We start from the raw sequence: 13,387 nt of genomic DNA, 5'->3' as shown, positions 1-13,387 counted from the left end.
TCCCCTCACGGGCAGCGCCGCAATTGGCGCTGCCCGTCGACGGAAACGTCCAGTCGGCTTCAAGGTTCCGTTAGCCGGCAGGCCGCCAAATGCGTGCCTGCCGGGGATCAGGCGGCTGGGGCCGTCACCGCCGGTACGGCCTTCGCCGTCTCCCTGCGCACGATAGGCGCCACCTTGGTGCCGTAGAGCTCGATTGCCTTCATGATCTTGGCGTGTGGCATGGTGCCGATCGCCATCTGCAGCAGGAAGCGGTCGTTGTTGAAGATCTTGTGCTGGGCGACGATCTTTTCGGCCACCTGCTCCGGATTGCCGACGAACAGCGCCCCGTTCGGGCCGCGCGACTGGTCGAAATGCGCCCGCGAGGTCGGACCCCAGCCGCGCTCGCGGCCGATGCGGTTCATCACTTCGGCCTGCGGGCCGTAAAAATCGTCGGCCGCCTGTTCGGTGGTCTCGGCAATGAAGCCGTGCACATTGATGCTGGTGGCGAGCCCCGAGGGGTCAGTGCCGGCCCGCTTGGCGGCCTCGCGGTAGATATCGAACAGCGGCGCGAACCGCGCCGGCTCGCCGCCGATGATGGCCAGCGCCAGCGGCAGGCCGAGCACGCCGGCGCGGGCGGCAGATTGCGGCGTTCCGCCAATGGCGATCCAGATCGGCAGTTTGTCCTGCAACGGGCGCGGGTAGACGCCGCGGTCGTTGATCGCCGCGCGCAGATTGCCGGACCAGCTGACTTTCACATTGTCGCGGATCGCCAGCAGCAGGTCGAGTTTTTCGGCGAACAGCTCGTCATAATCTTCGAGATTGTAGCCGAACAGCGGGAAGGATTCGATGAACGAGCCGCGCCCGGCCATGATCTCGGCCCGGCCGCCCGACAGAAGGTCGAGCGTCGCGAACTGCTGGAAGACGCGCACCGGATCGTCGGAGGACAAAACAGTGACCGCGCTGGTCAGCTTGATGCGCTTGGTGCGTTCGGCAGCGGCTGCTAGCGCCACCACTGGCGCCGAAGCGGCATAGTCGGGGCGGTGATGTTCGCCGAGACCAAAGACATCGAGGCCGACCTGGTCGGCCAGTTCCACCTCTTCGATCAGGTTGCGCAGCCGCTCATGCGGGCCGATCGCGCCGGGTCCGGGCTCCGGGCTGACGTCGGCAAAAGTGTAGAGACCGAGTTCCATGATCTGTCATCCAATGGTTGGGTTTTGCGGCTATGCATGTCGCTCAAAAGTGGTCACGGTTTTGAGAGAACGACATGCACAGAACAAAGGACCTAAAGCGCGAACGCGCTTTAGAGGTAGCGACCGAGCCGCTCCGCCGCCAGAGGGGCGGATGGTGAACAGTGCATGTCGGTTTCAGCCAGCTTCTGTCGGCGTCAGTTCCGGGAAAGCGCGTCTCTTGGCTGCAACAGCATAGAATTTCATGGCTGGCATTCCGTTTTGGCGCTTGAACTCTCGGTTTTCACGCGTATGTAAGCGTCGCGAATTGACTTCAGGGAAGTGGACTTGGCTATCTACAGGGAAAAAGACATTTTCGAGCGGCGCAATGCCGCGAACGAGGCAAAGAAGGCGCTTCTGGAGCGCTTCAAGTCAAAGCCGGCGGCTGATGATCCTGCGGTTCTGGCCAAACAGGCCGAACGCAAGGCGATTCTGGCGGCTCGCGAAATACGCGAGGCCGAAAAGGCCAGGCTGAAGCAGGAAAAGCTGGCACGCGAGGCGGTCGAGAAGGCCGAGCGCGAGGCAGCAGCCGAAGCGGCGCGGATTGCGGCCGAAGAGGCAGCGCAGGCTGAAGCGAAGATCAAGGAAGCCGAAGAGAACGAGCGCATCGCCCGTTTGCTGGCCGACGAAGCCGAACGCAAGGCCAAGCGCGACGCACGCTATGCGGCGCGCAAGCAGCGCACCGGCAGGACGCCTCCGGGCTTCTCCGCCCGCTAACCGCTTCGATCGAAACGATCGGACATCAGGGTCGCCCTCCAGCGGCCCTGAACGTATTTGTGTGCTGATCTGTCGTTGCTTAACTCAGGCGGCGAGCTTCAGCCCCATAATGCCGCAGACGATGAGCGCAATGCAGCCGAGCCGGATCGCGGTTGCCGGCTCGCCCAGCAGCCAGATGCCGAGCAATGCGGTACCGACCGTGCCGATTCCGGTCCACACCGCATAGGCGGTGCCGACGGGCAGCGTCTTCAGAGCCAGGCCGAGCAGCCCCAGGCTGACGATCATCGAGGCGACGGTGAGCACTGTCGGCAGCGGCTTGGAGAAGCCGTCGGTGTATTTGAGGCCGATCGCCCAGCCGATCTCGAACAGGCCGGCGAAAAACAGAAAAATCCACGACATGGGGATGCACTCCATTCGGGGATGCACTCCATTCCATGAGGATGGCGGGTCGTCCCGGCCGGTTTTTTGGGGAAGGCGCGAGGTCGTCCTCGCCGCCTCGATATAGGCGGCTTCGCCTGCCCGCTCAACAAAACACCGGCAGCATTGTTCATGCCGCCGGTGTCGAAATCTGCGCCGAAACGGTTTACCCGGATCTCAACGGTTGCCGGGCTTACTTTTCCTTGAGCCTCATCGCCTTGACGGGCGGCGCCTTGAGCGCCGGAGCCGCGGCGGGCTTCTTGGCGTCCTTCTTCGGCTTGCGGGCTTCCTTGCCCGCCTTCATCGCACCTTTAGCCATGATTCGGTCCTCCAGTTGCTGGGAGCCCAAGTGAAACAAGAGAACGCCGGGACTGCAAGAGGCTAGCCGCTTGTCGCCAGCGCCAGCCGGCCGCTTTCAACCGGTTTCTAATTTGCTCGTAAACCATGCCGGTCCGTGCCATGGTTGTCTTCGCACTGCAGCATCGGCCATGCCTTCGCCCGGCGATGATCAGGCAGTCCGGTCAGGACGACAATGCGAATCCGCATCGGCAGCGAGATGAGTTTCGATTTTCCGCAGGAAACGCCGCTGATCGCGATGCTCAACGTCCACTATTCCAGAGCCTCCGATCTCGAGCGCCCAGACTTCCTCACCTCCAACCCGCCGGTGCCGATCCAGAGCTACCGCGACAGTTTCGGCAACTGGTGCAACCGCTTCGTCGCCCCGCCCGGCCGCTTTACCTTCGGCACCGATTCCGTGATCCGCGACCCCGGCACCTTCGAGATGGGCGACCTGATGGCCTGGCAGCACGAGGTCCGCGACCTGCCGTCGGACACACTGCTGTTCCTGTTGCCGAGCCGCTTTTGCGAGAGCGACCTGCTGGCCAATGAAGCCTGGCGGCTGTTCGGCAACACCCCGCTCGGCATTGCCCGCGTCCAGGCGGTCTGCGATTTCGTCCACAACCACATCGTCTTCAGCTACGGCAATGCGCGGCCGACGCGGACCGCGGCCGAGGCCTATCGCGAGCAAAGCGGCGTCTGCCGCGACTTTGCCCACCTCGCCGTCACCTTCTGCCGTGCGCTCAACATCCCGACCCGCTACTGCACCGGCTACATCAGCGACATCGGCCTGCCCAAACCCTGGGTGAGTATGGATTTCGCCGCATGGATGGAGGTCTATCTCGGCGGTCGCTGGCATGTCTTCGATCCGCGTAACAATTCCCCGCGCATCGGCCGCATCCTGATCGCTTCCGGCCGCGACGCCGCCGACGTGCCGCTGACCCATATCTTCGGGCCCGGCACGCTGGCCGGCTTCAAGGTGTGGACGGACGAGATCATCGAATAGACGCCTTTTCCGCTAGCGAGCCTCCAAGACCCTGAACGACCGGGCGATTGGTGCGTTGTGAAGCCTGTGGAGCTTCGGCGGCAGGGCCGCTACATTGGGTGGCTTGGACGGACAATACAGCATGGCAGCGCATGGCGGGTCGAAGACGGTCATCTACGCGGCGCTCGCCGGCAATCTCGCCATTGCACTGACCAAATTCGCCGCCGCCTTCTTCACCGGCAGTTCGGCCATGCTGTCGGAAGGTGTGCACTCGCTGGTCGACACCGGCAATGGCGGCCTGCTGCTCTACGGCATGCACCGCGCCGCCCGTCCGCCGGACCGCACGCATCCGCTAGGTCATGGCCGCGAACTGTATTTCTGGAGCTTTATTGTCGCCCTGCTCGTCTTCGCGCTCGGCGCAGGGGTGTCCTTCTACGAAGGCGTCGTCCACATCATGGCGCCCGAACCGGTCGCCAATCCCAAGATCAACTACATCGTGCTCGGCCTCTCCGTCCTGTTCGAGGGCAGCTCCTGGTATGTGGCGCTGAAGGAGTTCCGCCAACAAAAGGGCAAGCAAAGCTGGCTGCAGGCCGTGCAGTCCAGCAAGGATCCGAGTGTCTACACCGTGCTGTTCGAGGATAGCGCCGCCCTGCTTGGCCTCGTCGTCGCCTTCGCCGGCATCCTGGCGGCAGAACTCCTCGACATGCCCGAACTCGACGGCGCCGCCTCCATCGGCATCGCGGTCATTCTCGGCGCCACCGCGATCTTCCTGGCGCGCGAAAGCAAGGGCCTGCTCATCGGCGAGCCGGCCTCGCCGGAGGTGCAGGCCAAGATGCTGGCCATCGCCCAGCAGGATCCGGCGGTGCAGCGGGCCAACGGCGTTCTCACCGTCCATCTCGGGCCGCAACAGATCGTCGCCGGCCTCAGCATCGAATTCGAGGACCATCTGACGGCGCCGGAGATCGAGGCCTGCGTCGAGCGCCTGGAGGCACTGCTGAAGAAGGAGGTGCCGGAAATCACCAGGCTGTTCGTCAAACCGCAGACGACGGGAACCTGGGAACACCGGCGCAAACAGGTCGAGGCGGCATCGGACTAGAGCAATTCCAGGAAAAGTGTGAGCGGTTTTCCGGGAAAAGCGCGTAGCGCTTTCCCTTGGGAATTGCGTCAAAACAACGAGCTCTAGTCCTGGACCAGAAGTCCACCGTTGGCCCCATCGCCTGGTCTCGCTAAGATCAGTCGACGAATTCGGAGGAGCAACCATGAAAATCGACGGCGGGTGCCATTGCGGCGCCATCACTTATGAAGCAGAGGTCGACCCGGAAAAGACCTCTATCTGTCATTGCACCGACTGCCAGCAACTGACCGGCACCGCCTTTCGTGTCACCGTTCCCGCGCCTGAGGATCACTACCGGATCACCAAGGGCACGCCGAAGGTCTATATCAAGACCGGATCGAGCGGCGCCAAGCGCGCGCAAGGTTTTTGCGGCGACTGCGGTTCGCATCTTTACGCGACGTCGGTTGGCGACGGCCCGAAGGTCTATGGGATCAGGGCGGGAACCGCGCGGCAACGCGAGGATCTGGTTCCGACGCAACAGAAATGGCACCGATCGGCCCTGCACTGGCTTCCGGAATTCGAGGGCATAGGCATCGTAGAGGCGCAGTAGCGTCTGCCTCTCGGTTGAACGCGCCCAAACCCGACGATGATGTGCTAGGCTCGCCATCAAATGGGTGGCGGGAGATAGCAATGTCGGAAACGGACAAGGTGTTTGCCGGCTCGATTCCGGAAAACTACGACCGTTACATGGTGCCGTTGATTTTCGAGCCATTCGCCGCGGATATGGCACGGCGGGCAGCGTCCCTGTCACCCAGCGCCGTTTTGGAGATCGCCGCGGGCACCGGGGTTGTCACCCGCGCACTGGCGCCAAAACTGTCCCCTGATGCAAGCTATATCGTGACCGACCTCAACCAGCCGATGCTGAACTACGCCGCTTCGCGGCAAGCGCCCGGCAGTCGCATCCAATGGCGCCAGGCTGATGCGATGGCGCTGCCGTTTGAAAATGCGGCCTTCGATCTCGTTTGTTGTCAGTTCGGCGCGATGTTCTTTCCCGACCGAACCGCCGGCTATCGCGAAGCAAAGCGGGTCCTGAAGCCCGGAGGCCATTTCCTGTTCAACGTATGGGATCGCATCGAAGAGAATGTATTCGCCAATGATGTGACGAACGCTCTTGCGGAGATTTTTCCGGACGATCCGCCGCGCTTTCTAGTCCGCACGCCGCACGGCTACCATGACACGGCGCTGATCCGCGGCGAACTGGAAGATGCAGGTTTCTCGCGTGTGGCGATCGAGACGAGAGCCGAACAAAGCCGTGCCTCCTCGCCGCGCCTTCCGGCCGTTGCCTATTGCCAGGGAACTCCGCTTCGCAACGAAATCGAGGCCAGAGGAAAACTGGAAACCGCTACCGATCATGTCGCCGCCGCGATGACGGCCAGACATGGCAGCGGCGAGGTTGCGGCCAAAATCCAGGCACACGTAATCGTGGCGACGGTCTAGGCCTCTAATCGTCGCCTTCGACGACACGGAGCCGGAGCTGGCCCGTCTTGGAATCCGCCACTCGCACCCCGGGTTCGGCCTTGGCAGACCCGCCGCGCATTTCGGCTTCGCTTTCGCCAAACTCCAGCGCCTCGATCTTCTGGCCGCGCCTGGTCACTTTCGAGGTCGATACCAGTATCTCGTCAATATCCTTGGCCGACTGGCCAAAATGCGTCTGCAGCCGGCGCACCCGCTCGTCGACGCGGGCGACGTCTTCCATCAGCCGGATGACCTCGCCCTGGATCAGATGCGCCTGCTCGCGCATGCGGGCATCCTTGAGGATTGCCTGGATGACCTGGATCGACAGCATCAGCAGCGACGGCGAGACGATGATGACACGGGCGCGGTGTGCCTTCTGGATGAGGGCGTCGAAATTCTCATGGATTTCGGAAAACACCGATTCCGACGGCACGAACATGAAGGCGGTGTCCTGCGTCTCGCCCTGGATCAAATATTTTTCCGAGATATCGCGGACATGGATTTCGATGTCGCGACGGAAGGCCTGGGCCGCGGCCTTCTGCAGTTCCGCACCGTCGGCGGCGCGGATGGCATTCCAGGCTTCCAACGGAAATTTGGCGTCGATGGCAAGCTGTGGCGCGCCGTTCGGCATCCTGACCAGGCAGTCCGGACGGCTGCCGTTCGACAGCGTCGCCTGGAATTCATAGGCGCCCATCGGCAGGCCGTCGGCGACGATCGCCTCCATGCGCGACTGGCCGAAAGCGCCGCGCGTCTGCTTGTTGGACAGGATCGCCTGCAATTGCACGACCTGGCCGGCAAGCGACTGGATGTTGCCCTGCGCGGTGTCGATCACCGCCAGCCTTTCCTGTAGTTTGGCCAGGCTTTCATGCGTCGATTTGGTCTGCTCGGTCATGGTCTGGCCGAGGCGGCCGGTCATGGCGTCGAGCCGCTGGCCGATCGACTGGTTGAGTTCGGCCTGCCTTGCGCCGAACACGTCGGCGATGGCGCCCATGCGGCCCTGCATCTCGGCCTGGCTTTGCAAAATGCCGGCCATCCGCGCCTCGGCGTCGCGGGCGTGGTCTGCAGCTTCCGCGGCTGCGATGGTGCGCGCCCTGGCCGACCGCCAAAGGGCGACGACAAGCGCCAGCAACAGGCCGAGAAACACGATCGCGCCGAACGCCAGCACATGGCCGAGCGTGATGGTCGTGGCCCCGAGCCGGGCGACGGGTTCGGAAAGGATGGCGCTCAGGTCGTTCATGCCGCCAGCATAGCCGATTCGCTGTCCTGGCACAGATCAAAACGTGAACGGGCGCCAACCGCACCGGTTGACGCTTTTCCTGCGACGTTTTAGGTGAGACGCCATGTCGATCAAGCCGCTCATCATCCTTCCCGATCCGATCCTGCGCCAGGTTTCCAAACCGGTCGAACGCGTCGACGCGCCCTTGCGCAAACTCGCCGACGACATGCTGGAGACCATGTATGACGCGCCGGGCATCGGTCTCGCCGCAATCCAGATCGGCGAGCCGCTGCGCATGCTGGTCATCGACCTCGCCAAGGAAGACGAGACGCCGGCGCCGCATGTCTTCATCAATCCAGAAATCCTCGAAAGCGCCGACGCCCGCTCGGTCTACGAGGAAGGCTGCCTGTCGATCCCCGACTATTACGCCGAGGTCGAGCGCCCTGCTTCGGTGCGGGTGAAATATCTCGATCGCGACGGCAAGCTGCAGGAGATCGAGGCCGAGGGCCTGATGGCGACCTGCCTGCAGCACGAGATCGATCACCTCAACGGCGTGCTGTTCATCGACCACATCTCGAAGCTGAAGCGCGACATGGTGGTGAAGAAGTTCAAGAAGCTCGCCAAGGACAAGGCGCCGGGCAAGCTGGTGGGATAGGGGAAGATGCCGCTTCGCGTCATCTTCATGGGCACGCCGGAGTTTTCGGTGCCGGTGCTGCGCGCGATCGCCGAGGCCGGGCACGAGATACCAGCCGTCTACACCCAGCCGCCGCGCGCCGCTGGCCGCCGTGGGCTGGAGCTGACACCGTCGCCGGTGCAGCGCGAGGCCGAGCGGCTTGATATCGAGGTGCGCACGCCGACTTCGCTGAAAGGCGAGACGGAGCAGGCCGCTTTCCGGGCGTTGCAGGCCGATGTCGCCGTCGTTGTCGCCTATGGCCTGCTGTTGCCGAAGGCTATTCTGGAGGCGCCGCGGCTCGGTTGTATCAACGGCCACGCCTCGCTTTTGCCGCGTTGGCGTGGTGCAGCTCCCATCCAGCGCGCCATCATGGCCGGCGACACTGAGACCGGCATGATGGTGATGCGTATGGAAGAGGGCCTGGACACCGGCCCGGTGGCACTGGTTGAAAAGTGCGCCATCGGACCCGATATGACGGCCGGCGATCTGCACGATCGCTTGATAAACATTGCTGCCACGCTGATTGTGGAAGCATTGTCCCGATTGGAGACAAATACGCTGGCATCAGCCTTGCAGGCGACTGACGGGGTGACCTACGCCAGAAAAATCGATAAATCGGAGACGCGTATTGACTGGACGCGGCCGGCTGGCGAGGTCCACAATCACATTCGTGGCCTGTCGCCATTCCCTGGCGCCTGGTGCGAGGCCGACATTGGCGGCCGCACAGAACGGCTGAAACTGCTTCGTTCGACGCTTTCTGAAGGTGCGCTTTCGGAAGGCATGGGCGAGTCGGGAGGAATTCTCGATGACCGGCTGACGGTCGCCTGCGGGTCGGGCGCGGTCAGACTGGTCGAAGTTCAACGGGCGGGCGGAAGGCCCGCTGCCGCGCAGGAGTTTCTGCGCGGGGCCAAGATCGAAAAAGGAATGAAATTCTCATGAGCATGATGTCGATACGCGGCGCGACGCCACGGGACCGCGAGGCCATACGCCTCGTCGAAGAACACGCATTCGGCCAGCAGGCGGAGGCCGGGCTGGTCGACGCGCTGGTTACTGGCGGCGACGCCGTTGTCGAACTGGTGGCGGAAGAAGACGGCCAGGTGGTCGGCCACATCCTGTTTTCCAGGCTGTTCGTCCAGAACGGCGGCAAGCAGTTTGCAGCCGTGGCACTGGCGCCATTGGCGGTGGAACCGTCGTTCCACGGCTCGGGCATTGGCGGCGCGCTGATCCGCGAGGCGCATATCCGCCTCAGGGATGCCGGCGAGACGCTGGCCGTTGTGTTGGGCGATCCGGCCTATTACGGCCGCTTCGGCTACAACCATGCGCGCGCCGAAAACTTCGAGAGCGAATACCAGGGTGAAGCGCTGCAAGCGCTGGCCTGGGGTGACGCACCCGAAAAAGGCAAGCTGGTCTACGCCCAGGCCTTTACCGCACTCGCCGCCTGAGCATGATGCCGAAAAGTGTGAAGCGGTTTTCGGACGACATCATGCTCTGTCTATTTGATCTAGAGCCGGGTTCAGATCTCAGGTCGAATCGACCTGAGATCTTCCGGCTCTAGGCGAGTGCAGATCGCCCATGCCGCGTTTTCGTCTCGATATCGAATATGACGGCAGCCTCTTCGCCGGCTGGCAACATCAGGCGGATCAGCCTTCGGTGCAGCAGGCGATAGAGCAGGCGATCGAGAAATTCAGCGGCGAGGCGGTGCGGTTGCGCGCCGCCGGCCGCACCGACGCCGGCGTGCATGCGACCGCCCAAGTGGCGCATGTCGACCTCGCCAAAACGTGGCCAAACGACAAGGTGCGCGACGCCATCAACGCGCATCTGCAAGCGGCGGGCGCGCGCGTCGCCATCCTGCAGGCGACGGTTGTCCCCAACGATTTCGACGCCCGTTTCTCGGCCACCGGACGCCACTATCTCTACCGCATCCTCAACCGGCGCGCGCCGGCTGCGATGGAAAAGGGCAAGGTCTGGTGGGTGCCAAAACGGCTCGATGCCGACGCCATGCACGAAGCGGCGAAAGTCCTGCTCGGCCGACATGACTTTACCACCTTCCGCTCAACGCAGTGCCAGGCCAACAGTCCGGTGCGGACGCTGGAGCGGCTCGATGTGAGCCGCCAAGGCGACCTGATCGAGGTCAAGGCCTCGGCGCGCTCATTTCTGCACAACCAGGTGCGCTCCATGGTCGGCTCGCTGAAACGCGTCGGCGACGGCGGCTGGACGGCAGCCGACCTCAAGGCAGCGCTCGATGCGCAAGACCGCGCCGCCTGCGGTCAGGTGGCGCCGCCCGACGGGCTTTTCCTCATCGGCGTCGATTATCCGGATGGGTCCTAAGCGGGGGCCGCTGTCGGTACAGTGATGCCGAGCAACGCCACCAGGCCGAACAAGACGGCCAGGGACACCACCAACATGCCTGCGAACACGGCGCTGCCGACAGCCGCGCCCTTGCCGATCGCGGCGTTGGTCATCCGCCAGGTGAGTACCAGCGACAGCACCACCAGAACCAGCCACACCAATTCGGCAACCGGGTTGCCGGACGGCAGGAAAAGCCGGATCAACGCCGATGGCAGCAGCATCCAGGCGGTGATTGCCGACGCCCAGTTGCTGGCGACGACGTAGTGGACGAAGCGGTCGCCGATGCCGGCGCGCGACGCGACCAGGGCAAGAACAACCAGCGGCAGCAGCCACGAACCGAGGTCGACGGTTGCCAGGCGGATCAACATGCCCAGCCGCCCGGCGAACGCATTGGGGTCGCCGATCTCGTTGGCCGTGCCGACCCAGCCGACGATCATCGCCGGCGCGGCGACGACGATGGCGAAGAAGGAATTCCAGAAACCATCCGCCGACAGGTCGAGCAGCCGCAAGCCGTCGGCCTTGCCGAGCATCAGCCGCCAGGCGCCGGTAAGCGATGAAGAGGTCTCGTCAACCGAAAGCATGATCAGCCTTGCTCGAACCAGTCTTCGATGAAGCGCTGGTAGATCTGGGTCAGCGTCTCGAGGTCGGCCAATGCGACGCGTTCATCGACCATATGCATGGTCTTGCCGACAAGTCCGAACTCGACCACCGGGCAATAGTCCTTGATGAAACGGGCGTCCGAGGTGCCGCCGGAGGTGGACAGCGCCGGCTCCTTGCCGACCGCCGCCTTTATCGAGCCGCGCAGCGTCTCGATCAGCTTGTCGTCGCGCGTCAGGAAGACATGGCTCGGCCGGTCGCGCCAGACCAGCTCGTAGTCGACCGGCGTCTTCTTGCCCGCCCGGTATTTCTTGCGCTTGGCCGCCTGGTCGAGACGGTTGTGGATCTCGGCCTGCACGGTCTCGGCCGTCCAGCTGTCGTTGAAGCGGATGTTGAAGGTGGCTGTCGCTCTGGCCGGAATGACATTGGTCGCCGGATTGCCGACATCGATCGAGGTCACTTCCAGGTTGGTCGGCTGAAAATCCTTCGTGCCCTTGTCGAAAACGGGGTGGAGCAAGGCCTCGACCAGGCTCATCAGTCCGCGCACCGGATTGTCGGCAAGCAAGGGATAGGCGACATGGCCCTGGCGGCCGTTAACGGTGACGCTGCCTGACATCGAGCCGCGCCGGCCGATCTTGATCATGTCGCCGAGCGCGTCCGGATTGGTCGGCTCGCCGACGATCGAGGCATCCCATTTCTCGCCCTTGGCTGCCGCCCAGTCGAGCAGTTTTGTCGTGCCGTTGATGGCTGGGCCCTCTTCGTCACCGGTAATCAGCAGCGAGACCGAGCCTTTCGGGCCGCCCTTTGTCTCGACATGGCGCGCCACCGCCGCGATGAAACAGGCGATGCCGCCCTTCATGTCGACGGCGCCGCGGCCGTACATCTCGCCCTTGGCGATCTCGGCGGCGAAGGGCGGATGCGTCCACGACGCCTCGTCGCCCACCGGCACCACGTCGGTATGGCCGGCAAACATCAGATGCGGCCCATTGCCGGAGCGGCGTGCATAAAGGTTCTCGATGTCGGGTGTGCCGTCTTCGGAAAACACCGGGCGTTCGACGGAAAAGCCGAGCGGCTTCAGCATGCCTTCCAGCGCGGCCAGCGCACCGCCCTCGGCAGGTGTTACGGAGGCGCAGCGTATGAGGGTCGCGAGGTTGGCGGCGGGATCGGTCGGCAGTTTCATGGGCAAAGCGATAGTCGAAAGCGAAAGGCCTGTCACGACCAGAGATGGTGACCGGTCCTGCCGCCGACATTATGGTTTTCATGTCGTATAGTGCAGGCCAACACGAGACTATCGCATGGCCAACGCCGAAAAGACCATCGTCATTGCCGGCGCCGGCAGCATCGGCTGCTATGTCGGCGGCTGCCTGGCGCTGGCAGGACGCAAGGTGGTGTTTCTGGCGCGGTCGCGCATCGCGGAGGCCGTGCTGGACGGTGGGCTGCGCGTCACCGACCTCGACGGCCGCGACCGATCCATCAAGCCGGGCGCTCTTTCCGTGACCGCCGATCCGGCCGCCGCCCTGGCCAATGCCGACGTTGTGCTGGTGACGGTCAAGAACGGCGCCACTGAAGAGATGGCGGCGCTCATTGCCGCACACGCTCGCGGCGATGCCGTGGTGGTCAGCCTGCAGAACGGTGTCGGCAATGCCGACCGGTTACGCGCCAGGCTGGGCTCTCGACTGGTGCTGGCCGGCATGGTGCCGTTCAATGTCGTCCAGTCGGCCGAAGGCAACTTGCCGCTTCACGTGCATCGCGCCAGCGACGGCAAAGTGATGATCGAAGATCGTATGGCCGGCCTTGCCAGCCTTCTCGATGTCGAAGGCCTTGCCGTCGAAACCCATGCCGACATGAAAGCAGTGCAGTGGGGCAAGCTGCTGATCAACCTCAACAATGCGCTTGTCGCGCTGTCCGGCCTGCCGCTGGCGAGCGAACTTGCCGATCGCCGCTGGCGGCTGATCCTTGCCGTTCAGATCGACGAGGCGCTGGCGGCGATGAAGGCGTCACACATCGCCCCGGTGCGGATCGGCGGCCTGCGTCCCGGCCTGCTGCCGAAACTGCTCCGGCTGCCGGACTGGCTGTTCCGGCTGGTGGCCCGCCGCATGCTCGCCATCGACCCGCAGGCCCGCTCTTCCATGTGGGACGATCTCCAGCGCGGCCGGCCAACCGAGATCGGCGACCTGCAGGGGACGGTCCTGAGCCTCGCCGAAAAGGCCGGCACGCCGGCGCCTTTGCTGAAGCGCGTCACCGCGCTGGTGCGGCAAGCCGAGCTGGAAAAGCGCGGACCACCCGGGCTGACGCCGGAAGCTGTCACGGGATAGCCTACTCG

General features: G+C 63.8%; 16 protein-coding genes. 10 read left to right on the top strand and 6 right to left on the bottom strand.

The annotated features are described in order from the left end of the window. Window positions 1-107: 107 nt before the first annotated feature. Window positions 108-1,169 (bottom strand): LLM class flavin-dependent oxidoreductase, encoded by a 1,062-nt coding sequence (locus H0241_RS21535; protein WP_181059858.1) that lies wholly within the window; start codon window positions 1,167-1,169, stop codon window positions 108-110. A gap of 324 nt (window positions 1,170-1,493) precedes the next feature. Here H0241_RS21535 and H0241_RS21530 point away from each other — a divergent pair, with 324 nt between their 5' ends. Further along, a complete protein-coding gene (locus H0241_RS21530) occupies window positions 1,494-1,922 on the top strand; it encodes a DUF6481 family protein (protein ID WP_181059857.1) in 429 nt (142 codons plus the stop codon). Window positions 1,923-2,006: 84 nt separating this feature from the next. Here the strand turns inward: H0241_RS21530 and sugE are convergent, their stop codons facing one another. Beyond that, window positions 2,007-2,321 carry a quaternary ammonium compound efflux SMR transporter SugE gene (sugE, locus tag H0241_RS21525; RefSeq protein WP_181059856.1) on the bottom strand — a complete coding sequence of 105 codons (315 nt, stop codon included), beginning with the start codon at window positions 2,319-2,321 and terminating at the stop codon, window positions 2,007-2,009. 211 nt (window positions 2,322-2,532) lie between these two features. After that, window positions 2,533-2,658 (bottom strand): hypothetical protein, encoded by a 126-nt coding sequence (locus H0241_RS36145; protein WP_006200611.1) that lies wholly within the window; start codon window positions 2,656-2,658, stop codon window positions 2,533-2,535. Between the two features lie 213 nt (window positions 2,659-2,871). On the opposite strand from H0241_RS36145, the gene H0241_RS21520 reads away from it, so the two are divergent. The 4 genes from H0241_RS21520 to H0241_RS21505 all read left to right on the top strand — a co-directional run bounded on the left by H0241_RS21520 (window position 2,872) and on the right by H0241_RS21505 (window position 6,211). Continuing rightward, on the top strand, window positions 2,872-3,681 hold the full coding sequence (locus H0241_RS21520) for a transglutaminase-like domain-containing protein (RefSeq protein ID WP_181059855.1): 810 nt from the start codon (window positions 2,872-2,874) through the stop codon (window positions 3,679-3,681). A 121-nt stretch (window positions 3,682-3,802) separates the two neighbouring features. Further along, window positions 3,803-4,756 (top strand): cation diffusion facilitator family transporter, encoded by a 954-nt coding sequence (locus H0241_RS21515; RefSeq protein WP_181059854.1) that lies wholly within the window; start codon window positions 3,803-3,805, stop codon window positions 4,754-4,756. Between the two features lie 163 nt (window positions 4,757-4,919). Then, a complete protein-coding gene (locus H0241_RS21510; RefSeq protein WP_181059853.1) occupies window positions 4,920-5,324 on the top strand; it encodes a GFA family protein in 405 nt (134 codons plus the stop codon). A gap of 80 nt (window positions 5,325-5,404) precedes the next feature. Next, on the top strand, window positions 5,405-6,211 hold the full coding sequence (locus H0241_RS21505) for a class I SAM-dependent methyltransferase (RefSeq protein ID WP_181059852.1): 807 nt from the start codon (window positions 5,405-5,407) through the stop codon (window positions 6,209-6,211). Window positions 6,212-6,215: 4 nt separating this feature from the next. Here H0241_RS21505 and H0241_RS21500 read toward each other — a convergent pair whose 3' ends face one another. Continuing rightward, window positions 6,216-7,466 (bottom strand): DNA recombination protein RmuC, encoded by a 1,251-nt coding sequence (locus H0241_RS21500; protein WP_181059851.1) that lies wholly within the window; start codon window positions 7,464-7,466, stop codon window positions 6,216-6,218. A 103-nt stretch (window positions 7,467-7,569) separates the two neighbouring features. On the opposite strand from H0241_RS21500, the gene def reads away from it, so the two are divergent. From def to truA, 4 genes are all read left to right on the top strand, one after another. Next, window positions 7,570-8,100: a peptide deformylase gene (def, locus tag H0241_RS21495; RefSeq protein ID WP_181059850.1), complete on the top strand. Its 531-nt coding sequence runs from the start codon at window positions 7,570-7,572 to the stop codon at window positions 8,098-8,100. 6 nt (window positions 8,101-8,106) lie between these two features. Continuing rightward, the gene (fmt, locus tag H0241_RS21490) at window positions 8,107-9,057 is read left to right on the top strand and encodes a methionyl-tRNA formyltransferase (protein WP_181059849.1); all 951 of its coding nucleotides are present in this window, start codon (window positions 8,107-8,109) and stop codon (window positions 9,055-9,057) included. Then, window positions 9,054-9,560, top strand: coding sequence for a GNAT family N-acetyltransferase (locus H0241_RS21485; protein ID WP_181059848.1), 507 nt, complete (start codon window positions 9,054-9,056; stop codon window positions 9,558-9,560). The genes fmt and H0241_RS21485 overlap by 4 nt, the downstream gene beginning before the upstream one ends. Before the next feature lie 130 nt (window positions 9,561-9,690). After that, on the top strand, window positions 9,691-10,446 hold the full coding sequence (gene truA / locus H0241_RS21480) for a tRNA pseudouridine(38-40) synthase TruA (protein WP_181059847.1): 756 nt from the start codon (window positions 9,691-9,693) through the stop codon (window positions 10,444-10,446). Here the strand turns inward: truA and H0241_RS21475 are convergent. Both H0241_RS21475 and dapE read right to left on the bottom strand, forming a co-directional pair. Further along, entirely contained in the window at window positions 10,443-11,048 is a 606-nt protein-coding gene (locus H0241_RS21475) for a transporter (RefSeq protein WP_181059846.1), read from the bottom strand. The genes truA and H0241_RS21475 overlap by 4 nt on opposite strands. Before the next feature lie 2 nt (window positions 11,049-11,050). After that, window positions 11,051-12,244, bottom strand: coding sequence for a succinyl-diaminopimelate desuccinylase (gene dapE, locus H0241_RS21470; protein ID WP_181059845.1), 1,194 nt, complete (start codon window positions 12,242-12,244; stop codon window positions 11,051-11,053). 115 nt (window positions 12,245-12,359) lie between these two features. Between dapE and H0241_RS21465 the strand changes: the two genes are divergently transcribed. After that, window positions 12,360-13,379: a 2-dehydropantoate 2-reductase gene (locus H0241_RS21465; RefSeq protein WP_181059844.1), complete on the top strand. Its 1,020-nt coding sequence runs from the start codon at window positions 12,360-12,362 to the stop codon at window positions 13,377-13,379. Window positions 13,380-13,387: the final 8 nt, after the last annotated feature.

It is taken from the genome of Mesorhizobium neociceri (assembly GCF_013520985.1).
In the GTDB taxonomy this organism is placed as follows: Bacteria; Pseudomonadota; Alphaproteobacteria; order Rhizobiales; family Rhizobiaceae; genus Mesorhizobium; species Mesorhizobium neociceri.
The sequence above is the reverse complement of the archived record's forward strand: the minus strand, read 5'-3'. Positions and strand labels throughout refer to the sequence as shown.

Bases quoted from the DNA above. Each gene is read 5' to 3' on its own strand.
- H0241_RS21500 (WP_181059851.1), bottom strand. From the start codon at position 7,466: ATGAACGACCTGAGCGCCATCCTTTCCGAACCCGTCGCCCGGCTCGGG.
- H0241_RS21465 (WP_181059844.1), top strand. From the start codon at position 12,360: ATGGCCAACGCCGAAAAGACCATCGTCATTGCCGGCGCCGGCAGCATC.
- H0241_RS21475 (WP_181059846.1), bottom strand. From the start codon at position 11,048: ATGCTTTCGGTTGACGAGACCTCTTCATCGCTTACCGGCGCCTGGCGG.
- H0241_RS21515 (WP_181059854.1), top strand. From the start codon at position 3,803: ATGGCAGCGCATGGCGGGTCGAAGACGGTCATCTACGCGGCGCTCGCC.
- H0241_RS21510 (WP_181059853.1), top strand. From the start codon at position 4,920: ATGAAAATCGACGGCGGGTGCCATTGCGGCGCCATCACTTATGAAGCA.
- sugE (WP_181059856.1), bottom strand. From the start codon at position 2,321: ATGTCGTGGATTTTTCTGTTTTTCGCCGGCCTGTTCGAGATCGGCTGG.
- dapE (WP_181059845.1), bottom strand. From the start codon at position 12,244: ATGAAACTGCCGACCGATCCCGCCGCCAACCTCGCGACCCTCATACGC.
- def (WP_181059850.1), top strand. From the start codon at position 7,570: ATGTCGATCAAGCCGCTCATCATCCTTCCCGATCCGATCCTGCGCCAG.
- H0241_RS36145 (WP_006200611.1), bottom strand. From the start codon at position 2,658: ATGGCTAAAGGTGCGATGAAGGCGGGCAAGGAAGCCCGCAAGCCGAAG.
- H0241_RS21520 (WP_181059855.1), top strand. From the start codon at position 2,872: ATGCGAATCCGCATCGGCAGCGAGATGAGTTTCGATTTTCCGCAGGAA.
- H0241_RS21505 (WP_181059852.1), top strand. From the start codon at position 5,405: ATGTCGGAAACGGACAAGGTGTTTGCCGGCTCGATTCCGGAAAACTAC.
- H0241_RS21535 (WP_181059858.1), bottom strand. From the start codon at position 1,169: ATGGAACTCGGTCTCTACACTTTTGCCGACGTCAGCCCGGAGCCCGGA.
- truA (WP_181059847.1), top strand. From the start codon at position 9,691: ATGCCGCGTTTTCGTCTCGATATCGAATATGACGGCAGCCTCTTCGCC.
- H0241_RS21485 (WP_181059848.1), top strand. From the start codon at position 9,054: ATGAGCATGATGTCGATACGCGGCGCGACGCCACGGGACCGCGAGGCC.
- fmt (WP_181059849.1), top strand. From the start codon at position 8,107: ATGCCGCTTCGCGTCATCTTCATGGGCACGCCGGAGTTTTCGGTGCCG.